Consider the following 14587-nt stretch of genomic DNA (forward strand, 5'->3'; position numbering starts at 1 on the left):
ATCACCCGGCCCGGGCTCGAAAGCACCTACAAATACGACGGGCTCGGCAGGAACCTCACCACCACCGACACCACCCACTACGGCACCCACGAAACAGCCACGGCGTTCAACGGGCTCACACCCCTCCAAAACACCGACAACCACGGCGCTGGCAGCCAAAACACTACGAACCTGATCCCCGACAACCTCGGACACGTCACCCTGCAAACCGGCACCACCACCATCGAAGACCGGTGGGCACTACTCGACAAACTCGGCTCCACCATCGCCCAAACCACCGGCACCAACGACGGCAACGGTGTGATCAGTGAGCTGTCCGAATACACCGACTACGGCATCCAGGAATACGGCACCACCGGATGGGACGCCGACCCCAACTACACCGGACAAACCACCAACTCAACGTATGGCACCCACCGCTTCCACGCCCGCACGCTCGACCCATCCACAGGAACCTGGACCGGACAAGACACATGGCGCGGACTCCTCACCCAACCGAAGTCACTACACCGCTACAACTACGTCAACAACAACCCCGCAACATTCATCGACCACCTCGGCTACGACCCAGTCCTATCCGACGGCACCGACTGGAACGCGATCAGCCCGTCATCCTACGGCTACGCCGACGACTGGGTCACTCCCATACCCAGCAATCCCGGCCCCTGGCGAACCGGATACGTCTACCCAACACCGGTGGCACCCACACCGCCGCCACCAGCACCCGCCCAAAACCAGACTGGCGAAATGATCGGCGGCGCAGCGGGAGCCCTACTCCTGGGCGGTTTGTGTACTGCATTGACGCTAGGAGCCTGCGCTCCCTTCGCGATCGCGGGCGGAATCATCGGCGCAGGCATCGGCTACGGCCTCTCCAACCAAGGACACACAACGGCAAACGGATACATCAACTCCATGGCCGGGGGTGCCCTCTGGGGCTTGCCTCTGCCCGTAAAGGGCCCCGGTGCACTCAGTGCATTCCCTCTTCGGCACCCTCAATACACGGCAAAATTCGGTGGCGAATCGTACCTAGCGGACCATTTTGCCCGGCATGGATCTGCCCTTGGTGCTACATCTGCTGCAGGATACGAGAAAATGGCCGCAGAATTTCTACAGGGCCCAATTTCACCTTCGACCATCGAGAAGGTTAGGACCAACGGGGATATCGTCCGATTTAACAGTTCAACCCAAGAGTTTGGCATCCTTAGTAAGGATGGGGTCGTCAGGACCTACTACGTTCCAGATCCCACGAAAACTGGCATGTCCAACCTGGAATACTTCCTTAAAGAAGGCAGCAAGTGACGTATTTTTGCCCGGTATGCGGGTTTCCAGGCATCAACGAACCTCCTTACTCATTGAATGAAATCCCAAGCTCTGAGATCTGTCCTTGCTGCTGGATCGAATATGGCTATGACGATGGAGGCCGAGTTGGGGAAAGTCTCCAAAGTGTCCTGGCCAAGCTAAGGGACGAATGGATCGAAGCCGGAATGCCCTGGACTAGAGGTGCTCCACCCGTTGGGTGGGACCCGACCGCTCAATTAAGAAACCTGCTGATGGACCGAGGTCCGGAAGCCGGACCTGAGCGCTACCGGTACGAGCCGTGACCCCTCCGTGGCCGGTCGCACCCCGGAACTTACCTAATGATGCTCAACCTAAGGTCCTCGAACGAGGAACCGGAGAACAGGCCGGACCGGATTGAACACATCCTTGGAAGGCACCTAGACGATTTGGCAGCAAGTGGTTCCCTTCGGTACGGCTGGATTCCGTCTTTGGCAAACCGCCGTCACGCACAAAGGTCGTTCATGAGGGCCCGGTGTGGCGCTCCCAGTCGCGCCCAACCGGCGCGTCATGTTCTTGAATGACGTGTCCCCTCCAATTCGCGATGATCGCCGGGGTAGCAATCTGAACGCTGGAGATTGCGCAGGCCCAAATGGTTATAGGCGCCTAGCTCGTGCCGCCAGCCGCCGAGCTCTGCGCAACATTTTCGTCCCGAATGTTGTCCCAAATCTCCTGCCGTGGACAGCAGCCACAAAGATAGCTTCCGGGACAGTTCCTTTGTGGGCCTCAGGAGTCCATGGCTAGGTATCGGTAGACGGTGGCGCGGCTGGCTCCGATGATCTTTCCGATGTCCGTCGGTTTGAGCCCGCGAGCTTTCAGTTCATGCGACCTTTTGACCTTCTCGTGGTCTGTCGTGATTTCCCGGCGGCCTGCTTTGCGTCCGTTAGCAGCTGCAGCCGCCATGCCGGCCTTGGTGCGCTCGGAGAGCTGGTCTCGTTCAAGCTGGGCGAACGCGGAAATGATGGTGACCATGGCCTGGGCCATCGCTCCCCCGACCTCGCTGGCTGGGTCGGTGGCGATGCCATCCCTTAGGGAACGGAACTTGATGCCTCGCACCTTAAAATCATCCAGGAGCTCGAGCAAATGACGGGTGTTTCGTCCCAACCGGTCCAGTTTCCACACCACGACCTCATCTCCTCGGCCGAGACGGTCCAGCATCCGGTCCAGCTCCGGACGATTGACCCGCGTCCCGCTGATCCCCTGGTCTTTATAGATTCGCTCGCACCCAGCTGCTTCCAGTTCCCGGATCTGCAAATCGGTGTTTTGGTCAGCCAGGCTGACGCGGGCGTATCCAAGGCGTGCCATCACTTCTCCGGGTCTTATCAAAGGGCCAATATGGGTGATGTTGAGAATACCTTAGTGAGACACATTGTTGGGACAATCGACGTGCCGGAAATCCGCGAGCCTGAATCCTTAACCAGGCCCGGCCCTGCGGTTCTTATCAAAGGATCCTTTGCTGAGACCTGCGGGACTGTGGGTGGTCGACGGTGCTGGCTCGCGTGTGAATCGCAGCGGTAAGTGGTGGCATTTTGGTAGCGCTAAATGTCGCTCTGGGTGCCCGAAAGCCGAAGGGGCCGGAGACTGGCCATCCCGCCCAGGCCTGTTGACTCAGCCATTAGGCGCTGATTGCGGAGGACGAACAGTGGGCCTGCCTCTGCCCATGGGAGTGGGTGAATGGCTGCACGAACAGGTCGGTGGAAATCCGCAGCGGATTGCATCACTGAGGCGCCTACGGCACGACACCCATAAAATCGACGACCGCGGGCGGATCTGCATCCTCGATTGGGGCGGGCATGCTTGGGGCCGGACTGGGTCGATGTCGTCTGCCTGCTTCTGGAGTCCGATGCCGGGTCTCAGGACCTGCAGGGCTTGTTCGGTCAAAACGAACGGGTTGCGGCCGCGGATCCACTGGCCGTTGACGCTTTCCTCACGGTCCTTGCCAGCTGCTGGCGGCATGCCGCCACCCTCACCGATGGCGTGCCCTCTGAGCTGAAAGGCCGCCGCGAGTTCTCCAGCAAGAGCACCCTCCAATGGCTCCAACAGCGGTGGCACAGCTAATGCCACAAGGAGCGGTCAGAGGCTTGTTGAGGGGACTCCGATGGTTGAAGCCTGGGGCACAGTAATGATTTCACCCGCTACTGGCGGCCTCGTCGGTGGCTTAGGGCGAATGATCCCGACGCTTTTGCCTCAGACGGTGACGTTGAGGGTTGCGGTGTAGCCGGTGGTGGTTGCGCCTGTCATTGTTGCAAGCTGGTGAATGGCGCCGTCGTCGCCGAATACCATGTCGGAGTGCAGTGGCGTTCTGGGGAAGACGCGGGCGCTGGTTTCGTAGCCTGCCGTGGCGTAAACATCGGCGCAGGCAGTTTCGGGGAGGGCAATTTGGGATACTCGTAGGATTTGTCCTGCGTTGGTGGCGTTGTTCAAGGCCTCGAATACTTCGAAGTGGATGTGAGGCCATCGGCCTCTGTAGGCGCCGGGGAAGATGGTGGTGAAGGTGATCCGGCCTTCGGGGTCGGTTTCCTGGACACCTCGGAGGTAGTTTTCGTGTTCAAGGTTAGTGTCGTACATGGAGTACCGGCCCTCGCTATCGCAGTGCCAGACATAGACCGCGGCGCCTGCTAGTGGCTTGCATCCGCTGCTGTTGTCCAGAAGGGTCAGGGTCACGGTGAGGGGAACGCCGGTGGCCTTGGTGTTGGAAGTCCCGAAGCTGGTGGTGATGTCTTGCCGGACGACGCCGGAGGCCTCGAGCACGTTGGGTCCGTTGGATCCGTCGCCGGGGAAGGGCCCGGCGGTTTCTTCGGTAATCTCGATGCCGCACTCGGCGATTGCCCGGGTGACCGAGGGGGTAGTCAATCCGGCAGGGGGAACGGTGGCCTGTGCCGGGCTTGCAGAGGTCGGGGTCGGCTCGTTAGTCGTGGTTCCCGGCGGAGGCACGAAGCCGTCCGGGATGCAGGCGGCCAGAGCGGTTGCGGCAGCCCCTCCAAAGAGTACGCCGAGGGTTCTGCGTCGGCTGAGCAAGGTTGAGAGGTCGAATTCCAGCCCACGGTCATGGTCCGGGTGCGGCTGAGGGGACTTCGCTACTGTAGGTCTCCGGGATTCGTCATTGTTGGTCATGGGACCGTCCTTTCGGTGTGTGGCCATTCCTGACGTCGGTTCATGCTGTTGGCGAAGCCAATGATGATCGCGGTCCAACAGAAAGATTGCGAGAGCAGCAGTGCCGCTAGGTGTGTCTGGTACCGAGGACGGCGCTGACGTCCTTGAACCGGGTGCCCTCGGGAAGGGGGCATGGAGGCGCCGCATGAGGACCCGCCAAAGTGGATGGGCGTGATTGCGGGTGTGTGCCGTGTGGGTTCAGTATCCTGCGAAGGAATCCGTTTGGATGCGTTTGGCGCCGGCGGTCCGCGCGGCGGTGCGTAGGAAGCTAACGGCGGATGGTGAGCCTGAAATGTAGACATCACGGGCAGTGATGTCCGGGACCAGGTCCCGGAGTCTGCGGTGGTCGATCCTGTGCGGTCCCGCGTTTTCCATGAATGGTGCGGGGGCTGAGCCGTCTGAGGTTCTTGCGATGATGCGGGCGCTGGCGGCTTCAAGTTCTGGGGAGTAGGAAAGTTCCGTGTTGCTTCTGGCCAGGTACAACAGCACCGCGTCACGCTTTCCGTCTGAAGCCTGGGCTAGATGAGCCATGAACGGGGTGATCCCGATACCTGCCGCAATGAGTAGCACGGGTGTGTCTGGATTGTGTGGGGGCAGGAAGTCCCCGCCGATTGCTGTGGCGCTCACCACGTCGCCAGGTTCAAGGGCCAGCAGGGATTGTTTCGCCGCAGAGACCGGCCCGGCTGTGCCGACGCCGACCTTCACCTCGGGCGAGCCGGGTGCGCTGGTGATGCTAAATACCCGCCGTTGTCCTTTTCCGTCGGAGCGGCGGTGGGGCAGGTGGAGTTCGATGAACTGGCCCGGGGCGTGCCGAACGGGCCGGCCAGGTTTGAAACGGAACTCGGTGGCGGACGTGCTGAGGGGACGGGACCCCGTGAACGTCAGCAGGACAGCGCCCCGTTGTCCCAGAAGGAACGCGACGAAGTTGCCAACGAGCAGGGCCAGCTCCGGGGAATTGGCGATGACGCCCAGGTGGTATGGCACCGCGAACAAGACGGCAACGACAACGGCCAGCGCGAGCTGCTGCCTGCGGCGCGGCGGCAGCGTGAGCGGTTCCGTAAGCATGAATCCGACGAAGAAGAGCAGCGGCCTCTGAGCCAACGTTTGCCAGAGTGCAGCACCAGGATCAGCCACGGTGGGCAGCAGTTGGATGACGATGATCATCGTGCTGGTGAACATGAATACAGCGGCCATTAGGGACTTGCGGGTGCGGCGCACCACCAGCACGACGCCGGGAACGAGGAGCCACAGCATGGCGGGGGTTGCTGCCCACCACGTTGCGATGTTCAAACCGGTGAGGCCTGTGATGAAGGCGCCAGCGGCTGCAGGGTTGAGAATGTGCCGGCCACGGAACGCCAGCACGTATTTGGAAGCCGTTGCCAAAAGGCATGCCAGAGCGATACCGGCGACATCCGACACCCTCATCGAGGGGTTCAGTTCCGTCGGCCAGAACAGGAAGTACAAGAGGAGCCCCGTGATGAGCGAAGACTCCGAATGCGGGTGGACCTTGAACAGCTTGGCCATGAGACTGTTGGAGCCATAGGTCAGTCCCAGGCACAGCCCCAGGTGCGCCAGCATCTCGGGCAGGCCAAACGTCAGCCAACCCAGGAGGTTCAGCACCATGCTGTAGACCGCAAGAACCGCAAGAACCCACAGAACCAGCCTGTACATCGTGAGCTTGCCCAAGGCAGTGTCAAGCCGCGTCTTCATGGCGTTCATACAAACAAGCTCCTTTTAAATCCAGTTGAAAACGCTGCGCTGCCATCGGAGAAAACCTGCAGCCAGTCAAAGTTGAATTCCTTGGCAAGGACAGCGGGGTCCATCAGGAACAGTGCTGTGGCAAAGGCATCGGCTTCCATGGCCGTCGCTGCCATGGTCCAGGTGGCTACGACAGTCTGCACTGAGCGTCCGGTGACGCCGTCCAGGACATGATGAAGGCCATCGCCCCACGCACGCCGGTTTGCCGCAGACGCGCAGAGGGCTCCGCCGTCGATGGTAACTACGCCAATCGCCTGGCTGGAATCGTATGGGTGTTCCAAGGCGACTTCCAGCGGTTCAAAACCGGAAAAGAGCATGTCACCACTGGCATCGATAAGGTACTCGGTGATCCCGGACGAGTTGAGGGTGCCGGCCACGAGATCCACCAGTTGACCCTTCCCGGCGGCGCCGATGTCAAGCGTGACCGGGGCGCTGGGGTTGGCTCTCCGCAAGGTATCAGGGAGTAATCCGCCCCGTAGCCCAGCCGTTCAAGGCTGGCACCAATCAGGGGTGTCATGGCTCCGCTGCTGAGCCGGTACAGCTTCGTGAACAGTGCTTCCAGTTCATTGGCCTCCGCCGGAAGGATGATCGTTCCGGGTTCTGTTGCCAGAGGGGCAAGCAGGGAGTCCTGACGGAACCGTGAGTAGCTTCGGTCGTAGTCCTCCACGACACCGAGGACATCGCGGCGGGCCGCAGGCGTGAGCGGTTCCGGCGTGGAGATCTCCCATTTGGTCCCTATCCCGGCGAAGCTGAAGTCGCTCCAGCCTGGATGCGCCATGACGCTATTTGGCCTGAGCCTTGATGGTTTCCAGGGCCTGGTTAAATCCGCCGCTGGTCAGGGATGAACCTGCGACTTTGGTAACTTTTATCTCATCGAGCTTCTTGCCCACAATCTGGGCGGCAATGCCGTCTTTAAACTCGCCCTGGAACTTCTCGCTCATCGGGTTGGTCGCATGCGCGGTGACTTCCACCGCCGAAACCGCGCCGCTGGTCAGCGTCAGCTGGACGCCGATGCTCTCCTGGCCGTTGGGCGACGTGTATGCCCCGTCGGCACTGAAGGCACCGTCCTTGTACCCGGAAGTCTGAGCCAACGGAGCGGACGACTCCGCGGATTGGGTTTTTGTTGGACTGGTCGCCGGAATTGAGTCGGCGCTCAGGTTCACCCCGGGCGCGCAACCCGCTACGGCCCCCGTGAGAGAGAGACCGGCCACACCAACAAGAAGACCTTTACGGACAGACGACGAAATCATTCAGACTCATTTCAAAGAGGAAGCCGGTCATAGGACAAGATCCAGTTCATCTAAGTTGAACCGTAAACTAATCCTGTAAAGGGACTCACTACCGGGCCTTTCGTGACGCAGAGGTTCTCAGCGCGTTCCGTCCTTAGGTTTTCCGACAGGAAAGTCACCTGACGAAACCCCAGCAGAGGATCCATTGATGAGATGGCCGCAGAGAGTCGACAAGTTGCAGAGCTCCCCCCCGGTCATCGTGCATTTCATCGTGCGGCTCCTACGTACATGTCATGGCGGCCAGCAGCACGAATCCTGGATGAGGGCTTCGCTGGCACGGTGAGGGACCGATGCTCCTATGGATCGTCAAGCGGCTTTGGCGAGTTCCTCTGTGGTGTGGGCAGGTTGTAGGGCAGCGTAGATTTCACGGGCGACGTAGCCTTTGAGGCAACGGATGATTTCGGGTTTGGACAGGCCTTGCTGAGTGCGCCGGTCAGCGTAGGCGCGGGTGCGTGCGTCGTAGCGCAGGCGTCCGAGAACGACGATGTAGAGAGCGTTGTTGGCGGCGCGGTCACCGCCGCGATTGAGTCGGTGACGGTGGGTGCGGCCACTGCTAGCCGGGATAGGAGCGGCTCCAGAGGTGCGCGAACGCAGCCTCGGAACGTGGCCGGTCGGGATTGTCCCCGGCGGTCACGAGTAGTTGTCCGGCGACCTCGGTGCCGACACCAGGAAGGGCAAGCAGGTGTGGTGCGGCTACGGTGATGAGCTTCTTAAGCTCGATGTCGGCCTCTGCGATCTCTTCTGTGAGGTGTTGGTGACGACGCGCCAGACGACGCAACGCGGTCTTGGTAGCGTGGTCTGGTTCGCCGAGATGACCGGTGGGCCGCATCCTGGCACAGGTCATGATCAGTACCGTCGTGCTCAGATGGCGCAGCTGCTCTCGTAGCTGGGCCGGAGCGGTGATCAGCAGGGCTTTCAGCTGGTTCGTGGCTTGGGTGCGGGCTTTTACGGCGCCGTTGCGGGCTACCCGAAGCGCACGGATCGCTTCAATCTTCCCGTTCCGTCTTGGGTTGGCCCTCGGCGGTCCCTGATAGCGCAGCCCGGGCCGCAGCGTACGCATCAAGCGGATCGGACTTTCCCTTCGCTCGGCGCGCTGAGCGATCAGGCCGATTGACCTCCACCACCTTCACGCCGGCTTCTTCCAGGTGCCGGGTGAGCCCGGCGCCATAGGTGCCCGTGCCTTCAATTCCGACGCGCTCGAGCTGACCGCGTCGATTCAGCCAGGCGCTCAACGCCTGGTAGCCGGCGGGCGTCGTGGGAAACTCCCCGGTCGCCGAGGTGGCGACCGACGTGGTCCAGGACCGCGGCGTGATGAGTATGTCCGTGGGTGTCGATGCCGCCTGTAACGATGCCGGCAGTGGGGGATCATGCGGGTCATGGCCGTACCTCTTCTCGATCGCGTTCAACTTCATCCATTGAGTTGGCACACGATGTTCGAGTGGGACGGACAAGCCAGTGATGGGCGCCTTAAACGCACGCTCCTATGAGGTCACGCCACCGAGCCATTCGCATGCATTGGCACCAACCCATCAAGTCGACCAATCGGTCCAAGGACAGCAGAATCGCGTCAGGCTTACGGTGAAAGGCCGGTTGTTTCTCTACCCCGGCGACGGAAAAGGAGGCTGGCTTGCACCGAAACAGGTCGGCTCCGGGTGGCACATCTTCGACAAAATCATCGCCCCCGGTGACACCAGCGGTGATGGAGCGGTCGACATCTTCGGCCGTGACCGCAGCGGCGTGCTCCGCCAATAGCCAACCGACGGCCACGGCGGCTGGAAATCCCCATCCGCGGTAGGTCTCGGATGGGGTGTCATGACCGAAATCAGCAGCGCAGGCATTTTCGGTAAGGCTACATATCCGACGTTCCCCTCCAACGAAGTCATCGCCGTTGACCAAGAAGGCAACCTCCACAACTACTACGGCATAACGTCCGGTGGACTATACGGCGGAGACCAAATCGGCACCGGCTGGGACATCTTCAACACCCTCATATAAGGCCCCCGAACCGAAAACACGGGTCCTCCAGCGCGCTCTCCTGCTTCACCGACGCACGCTGGAAGATCCTTTACGGTGCAATGGCCCCTCTAGTACTAGCCTCGTTCTCGCCGTTCCAGGATCACCCCGTATAAGGTAACGCCCAGCATTGCCGGAAGAACCCATGGCCCGGCCGCGAACGCCTGCCGTGGATCGAAACCTGTGAGAAGAAGCGCCAGCAGGTAACCAATAGCGAGGCCTATCAGTCCGCTACCATGCCGGACCCGGCGCGTACCTCATAGCTTGAGTTGTTCTCGAAGATCACTAAGCTCTGCGCCCCAGTCCGGACCCTGGCGGAAGTCATCTTCGAGGGCTAGCGCGACAATCTCGCTCGTCCCGACGCCGCATATCTGATTCCCCACGTCCTCGGTCAGGATGTGGTTGAAGTCGAATGAGCCCTCGAACCCGAACCATGCGAACTCGGCACCAGCAGCGATAGCCCACTCGATCCAAGAAGTGAGGACGGACTCGAGATCCGAAGGCACCCGGTCAAAGACCAAGTCGTATTCATGAACCTGACGGGCGCCCAGTCGGTGATCGACATCTTCGAGCCTGTAAGTGCGTAAGGTCTCGGGCCTGGACACATCTACGGGTCGGTGGCATGGGGCCTGGCGGAAGCGGGGAACGCGGCGAAGAGGGTGACAGTGTGGTCTCGCCCGGACCAAGAGAGCGCATCAGTGAGTCTCGTTATTTACTAATCCCATTGCCTGGATTGCGGGTGGTAGCACCTTTGGGGGTCTGCGTAGTGACCAGAGGCTTCTGATGGTGTGCACGGTCATGATGACGATGAACAGGGAGAACATCAGCAGCACGATGATGATCCCGATGGCAAGGATGCCGAGGCAGTGCACGATCAGGACGGCGGCCATTACCCCGTGGTGCGGGTCGATCAGTTCCATATGTAGTTCCCCAGTAATGTGCGTGGATTGTCAGTGTCAGGCGCCCGAAACGGGTCCCTGACCGGCCTCGGGTTGGTTGTGTGTGTTCAGAAGTTCGGCGTATGCGGCGCGCAGGCCTTTACGGGCACGCAGGACCAGGGCGGAGACCGCGTTGGGTGCGATGCCCAGCAACGGCGCGATCTCGCGTGGCTTGTACTGGAGCACGTCGGTGTACCAGAGGACTTTCTGCCAGCGTTCGGGCAGGCTCTGCAGCGCCGCGAGTACGTGGTCGTGGGCGCCGTGCTCCATGATGGCCTCCAACCGCCGGATCCAGGGCGACGGGGAAGTCCAAGTCGGTGTTCTCCGCGGGCAGTTCCCGCAAGGAGCGTTTCCACCAATTCGCGGCCTTGGCCCGGATCGCGGTGGAAAGGTACGCCGGGAGTTATCCGAAGGCCCGGCCCCGTTGGCGATCGCGTTCATGGTCTTGGTGAACGCTTCGTGGAAGAGGTCTTCGGCATCGTGGTTGTTCCGGACCAGTGACCGGGCGAACACCAATGCATTGTCCCGGTGCGTTTGGTAGAGGACGCCCAAAGCTTCCTGATCGCCTGCCCTGACGGCGAGGATCAGGGCTTGTTCCCTGACGTAGTCGTCGGCGATGGCGAAGACGGATGTGTTGGCGTGCGTGCGATGGTGCCAGCGCCGGAGCTGGTGTGCCCATGAGGGTCCCCCTTTGTCAGTAAAGCGTCAGGGATCGCGCACACCCACTTGGCGCTTCTATTGCCTCTCTTACGGCGGGGGCATTGATTTCGTGACGCGAAACGAGGTCACAGTTCCGCATAGGTGTTTGGGAGGGTGGGCCGACGCTCCGTTGCCCAGCGCATGGTCAGCCGGCCGGGATCGGAGAAAACCTGCCGGCAGGAGGCCCCGCCAGGCCCACCCTCCACCCGGGCCGCAAAAGGTCCGCATCTGCAGGCCGGGACTGCGCGGGAGAACTAGGGATGAAATGGGGGGACAATCCCGTTCCCGCACATCAGCCTTAACTCCCTCCCTTCCGGAACGTGACGTCGCACCCAAATTGCCCGATTCCTAAGAATCTGTTCATCCGGGGGGAAACGATGGTAACAGGAAACATAGTTTCTACTGTTTCCGATGTGGTAATCTGGTGGGAGTCAATGAGAGGGGCAGTAGTGAGCAGCGAGCGGGTCGCCGGGCAGGAAGTTTCAGAACAGCAGGATCCCCAGCGTCGGGCCTCGGATGCTGCCGAGGCGCTAGCCGCCGAGGGCGAGGCAGTGACGGCCCGCGCCGTCCGGGCAAGATCCGGTGTGCGGATGACCGTGGCGGCGGAGGCCGCCAGGGACTGGAACGAGCGGGAGTCCCAGGCCCGGGCAGTGCCTGAGCCGCCTGCCGCGGTGCAGACCCGGTTCACGGCGTTGTGGCGTGAAGCGTTCACGATGGCCCGGGCCGAGTTTGACCAGTCCCGCGCCGGCTGGCTGGCCAAGGTCGCCCAAGCCGAGGCCGAACGGGACGCCGTGGCTGAGGAGATCGAGAACGCCGAGACCGAGCGCGACGAAGCCCGCCGTGAAACCGTGACCGGTCGGGAACAGGCAGCGGCCGCGGCGGACGCAGCACGTGAGGCCCTGGCGGCGGAACGGTCCCGGGCCGATAAGGCCGAAGCCCGACTGGAGGCTATCGAGGCCGAACGGGACCGGCTCATCGCCGAACGCGACCGTGAGCAACACCGCCGCGAGAACGCAGAAAACCAAGCAAGAAGGCTGCAAGCAGAATTGTCGGCCGCTCATGAGGGCATCCCTGCAGTGAACGACCAAGAGAACTGATCGAGCGAGACAATCAGAGGTGCGGGCGTGATGGTGTGGCTTTTCAGTGGCGCCGGCAACGTGACGCGAAAGCGCTAAGGAACTGGGAAAACCCCGGAAAATTGGCGCGGCCCGGCCTTCCAGGAACGCCTCTTGGGCGCAGGTCGGGTAAATCCGGTGAACGGATCTTCCAGAGCGGCTGAGCCGGAAAGCGAAAAAATGACACCGGGTCCGGACGTCGTCCAGATCAACCCACACATCCCCCGAAATCAACCTCCGCTTCCGCCCCAAGCGCGTGTTCCTGAGGCACGAAGGCTTCCACGGGGCCGTCCCCGGACTCAACCGCTATCGAGGCCCCCGCAGGCACTGACGTATTGTCGGACCGCTGAATACGAGATGACCGCCGAGTGTTCATCCCACCAGACAGTCAAAGACCCGTTGCGCGGTATGGCGTTGTTGTTTCCGCGGAGCATCAGGATCAGCGAGCAACATCGCATCGATGGCTGGCTTCAAGGGCCCCAACCTCGGGGCTTGGCGCGCCGGCGGCTTCCGCTCAGGAGGCTCCTCAGCGGCCGATGTCTGCCGGACAGCTCTCCTTGCAACCCCGTACCTCTTTGCGAGGGCGCGAATCGACATGCCAGCCACCCTGGCGTCCCGACGGATCCTCGCGAACAGCTCCACTCTCAACTTCATCACTGCCTTCCATCCCTTGCGATAAACACTCTGATGAAGTCAACGGTGTGCGCGCCGCCGTCCGCCTAGACGTTGAATGGCTTGAACACCATCAAAACCAGTATCGCGCTGACGATGTCAAGTATCGCCAGGACGACCCCAGTGGTGGCTTTGACGCCATGGGTCTCCGCTTTGCGGGAATAAATGAAGGCAGTGATGCCCAAGGGAACTCCGAGGATGAACAGGCCCATGACGCCCAGAATGATTGAGGCTTTCTTGTATGTCCGACCAAGTCTCCGTTGAGACTCAATCTCTGTGGTGTCGGTTGTAGACGTCATGTTCTCTTCCCTATTTTGCTGATTTCCGAGTTCAAGGTGGTCCTGAATGAGGGTGTCATATTCAGCGGGTGCCGCCGCCAGGATGCCGGTGGGTCAGTTTTCAGCCGCGGCGGCGGAACTGGAACGTAAGGGATCTCGTACGTTCCAGTTCCGCAGTATGGGGTGCTCGACCTAGGCGACGCGTACGAACGATGCGCCTGGAAGCCAGCTGATGGAGTGCACGGCGGTCTGGTAGCCGTTGACACCGCCACTGACAACCTGCCCGTTGCCGGCGTAGATGCCGACATGTCCGGGGGTGATGACCAAGTCACCGGGCGCTGGTGTGCCCACAACGGTCCCGTACTGGAAGAACTGTGTTGGGGCCAGGTCGCCGACGCTCTTACCGACGGAACGAAGCGCCTTTTCCACCATTGCGGTGCAATCCTGCTGTACACCGAGCTGGGAATAGGCGGAGGCAAGGAGGGCGGAACCAATGGAGCTTGAAGCCACCGGCGTGGAGGCTGAGACCAACAAGGTTCCGCCGCTCGTGGTCGCCGTAACCGATGCCCTTGCGGGTGCGGCCGTGGACCCGGTCGCGGGGATCCGGAGCTGGTCACCGGGGAAGATGATCGAAGAGATGCTCAGACCGTTAGCGGCGAGGACACCATCCAGGCTGACGCCATACGCTGCCGCGATGCGCCCAAGCGTATCGCCGGAAACTACCGTGTAAACTCGCCCGCTGTCCGATGCCGACAGGACAGACGGAGCACTGGCCTGCGCCTGAAGAGCACCGTTTGACCCCGGGATTTCCGGGCCGTGAACTCCGGCGTGGGCTGGTGCCCCCATGCTGAAAACAAGACCAGAGGCGGCAACTGCTACCAGTGCCGGCCGTCCCAGCGCCCGCGCCTGGGTTCGGGCGGTGACGGACAATCCTTCAAGCACGATTGAATGGCCAGGAGTCGCACGATGACGGGCGGTAGTGGACTTCTTTGACATGGTGGGGCTGCCTTTCCAATGCCTGCGGGGTGAGCTGTCGGGTTCGGATTGGAAATACCCGGCCAATCACGTTTCCGCGCCATGCGCAGCGATCGGCTTAACCCCAAGGTCCTGTGATAAGGGCCGTGATGAATGTGGTTCCCCCGTCCCTGCCAACCTCAAATACGGTGGATTCCGGTCAGTGGCAGGGCTCGGCATGCTGACCGGGATGCCCCGGCTGAAGCCAAGACAATCTACTTAATCAGTACAACCGCCATTCATGACGGCCCCAATGCAAGGGGGCGGTACGCTTCGAACGGGAGGCGGTGACGGAGAATGCCGATGAGAAGACTGATCTTCCT

At 61.4% G+C, this 14587-nt stretch carries 15 protein-coding genes, 2 pseudogenes and 1 riboswitch; of the genes and pseudogenes, 5 read left to right on the forward strand and 12 right to left on the reverse strand.

Annotated features, from left to right (window positions below; all coding sequences use genetic code 11):
* Window positions 1-1299, forward strand: a 1299-nt coding sequence (locus J2Y41_RS18850; RefSeq protein WP_309930729.1) for an RHS repeat-associated core domain-containing protein, incomplete at its 5' end; no start/stop codon positions are given.
* A 762-nt stretch (window positions 1300-2061) separates the two neighbouring features.
* Here the strand turns inward: J2Y41_RS18850 and J2Y41_RS18855 are convergent.
* Entirely contained in the window at window positions 2062-2640 is a 579-nt protein-coding gene (locus J2Y41_RS18855; protein WP_309930730.1) for a recombinase family protein, read from the reverse strand.
* Between the two features lie 492 nt (window positions 2641-3132).
* On the opposite strand from J2Y41_RS18855, the gene J2Y41_RS18860 reads away from it, so the two are divergent.
* A complete protein-coding gene (locus tag J2Y41_RS18860; RefSeq protein WP_309930733.1) occupies window positions 3133-3393 on the forward strand; it encodes a hypothetical protein in 261 nt (86 codons plus the stop codon).
* A gap of 129 nt (window positions 3394-3522) precedes the next feature.
* On the opposite strand, the gene J2Y41_RS18865 is transcribed toward J2Y41_RS18860, so the two are convergent.
* From J2Y41_RS18865 to J2Y41_RS23140, 5 genes and pseudogenes are all read right to left on the reverse strand, one after another.
* A complete protein-coding gene (locus J2Y41_RS18865) occupies window positions 3523-4449 on the reverse strand; it encodes a 3,4-dioxygenase subunit beta (protein ID WP_309930735.1) in 927 nt (308 codons plus the stop codon).
* Between the two features lie 237 nt (window positions 4450-4686).
* Entirely contained in the window at window positions 4687-6207 is a 1521-nt protein-coding gene (locus J2Y41_RS18870; protein WP_309930736.1) for an oxidoreductase, read from the reverse strand.
* On the reverse strand, window positions 6204-6698 hold the full coding sequence (locus tag J2Y41_RS18875; RefSeq protein ID WP_309930738.1) for an FAD:protein FMN transferase: 495 nt from the start codon (window positions 6696-6698) through the stop codon (window positions 6204-6206). The genes J2Y41_RS18870 and J2Y41_RS18875 overlap by 4 nt, the downstream gene beginning before the upstream one ends.
* Before the next feature lie 330 nt (window positions 6699-7028).
* Window positions 7029-7337, reverse strand: coding sequence for a hypothetical protein (locus J2Y41_RS18880; RefSeq protein ID WP_309930740.1), 309 nt, complete (start codon window positions 7335-7337; stop codon window positions 7029-7031).
* Between the two features lie 504 nt (window positions 7338-7841).
* Window positions 7842-8885, reverse strand: a pseudogene (locus J2Y41_RS23140) (IS110 family transposase).
* A gap of 462 nt (window positions 8886-9347) precedes the next feature.
* On the opposite strand from J2Y41_RS23140, the gene J2Y41_RS18900 reads away from it, so the two are divergent.
* Complete coding sequence (locus tag J2Y41_RS18900) at window positions 9348-9530, forward strand: hypothetical protein (RefSeq protein ID WP_309930745.1); 183 nt, start codon at window positions 9348-9350, stop codon at window positions 9528-9530.
* A 275-nt stretch (window positions 9531-9805) separates the two neighbouring features.
* On the opposite strand, the gene J2Y41_RS18905 is transcribed toward J2Y41_RS18900, so the two are convergent.
* From J2Y41_RS18905 to J2Y41_RS23145, 4 genes and pseudogenes are all read right to left on the reverse strand, one after another.
* Window positions 9806-10069 carry a hypothetical protein gene (locus J2Y41_RS18905; protein WP_309930747.1) on the reverse strand — a complete coding sequence of 88 codons (264 nt, stop codon included), beginning with the start codon at window positions 10067-10069 and terminating at the stop codon, window positions 9806-9808.
* 174 nt (window positions 10070-10243) lie between these two features.
* Window positions 10244-10468: a hypothetical protein gene (locus J2Y41_RS18910; protein ID WP_309930748.1), complete on the reverse strand. Its 225-nt coding sequence runs from the start codon at window positions 10466-10468 to the stop codon at window positions 10244-10246.
* Between the two features lie 36 nt (window positions 10469-10504).
* Window positions 10505-10756: a sigma factor-like helix-turn-helix DNA-binding protein gene (locus tag J2Y41_RS18915; RefSeq protein ID WP_309930750.1), complete on the reverse strand. Its 252-nt coding sequence runs from the start codon at window positions 10754-10756 to the stop codon at window positions 10505-10507.
* A gap of 168 nt (window positions 10757-10924) precedes the next feature.
* Window positions 10925-11038: pseudogene (locus tag J2Y41_RS23145) on the reverse strand (sigma factor); the annotation flags it as partial.
* Between the two features lie 596 nt (window positions 11039-11634).
* Here J2Y41_RS23145 and J2Y41_RS18920 point away from each other — a divergent pair.
* A complete protein-coding gene (locus J2Y41_RS18920) occupies window positions 11635-12282 on the forward strand; it encodes a DNA-binding protein (protein WP_309930752.1) in 648 nt (215 codons plus the stop codon).
* Between the two features lie 478 nt (window positions 12283-12760).
* On the forward strand, window positions 12761-12979 hold the full coding sequence (locus tag J2Y41_RS18925) for a hypothetical protein (protein ID WP_309930756.1): 219 nt from the start codon (window positions 12761-12763) through the stop codon (window positions 12977-12979).
* Window positions 12980-13019: 40 nt separating this feature from the next.
* Here the strand turns inward: J2Y41_RS18925 and J2Y41_RS18930 are convergent, their stop codons facing one another.
* Together J2Y41_RS18930 and J2Y41_RS18935 are read right to left on the reverse strand one after the other, a co-directional pair.
* Window positions 13020-13271, reverse strand: coding sequence for a hypothetical protein (locus J2Y41_RS18930; protein ID WP_309930758.1), 252 nt, complete (start codon window positions 13269-13271; stop codon window positions 13020-13022).
* Between the two features lie 171 nt (window positions 13272-13442).
* On the reverse strand, window positions 13443-14246 hold the full coding sequence (locus J2Y41_RS18935; RefSeq protein WP_309930759.1) for a LysM peptidoglycan-binding domain-containing protein: 804 nt from the start codon (window positions 14244-14246) through the stop codon (window positions 13443-13445).
* Between the two features lie 11 nt (window positions 14247-14257).
* Window positions 14258-14443: riboswitch (cyclic di-AMP (ydaO/yuaA leader) on the reverse strand.
* Window positions 14444-14587 lie beyond the last annotated feature (144 nt).

The organism is Arthrobacter sp. 1088 (genome assembly GCF_031455315.1).
Taxonomy (GTDB): domain Bacteria; phylum Actinomycetota; class Actinomycetes; order Actinomycetales; family Micrococcaceae; genus Arthrobacter.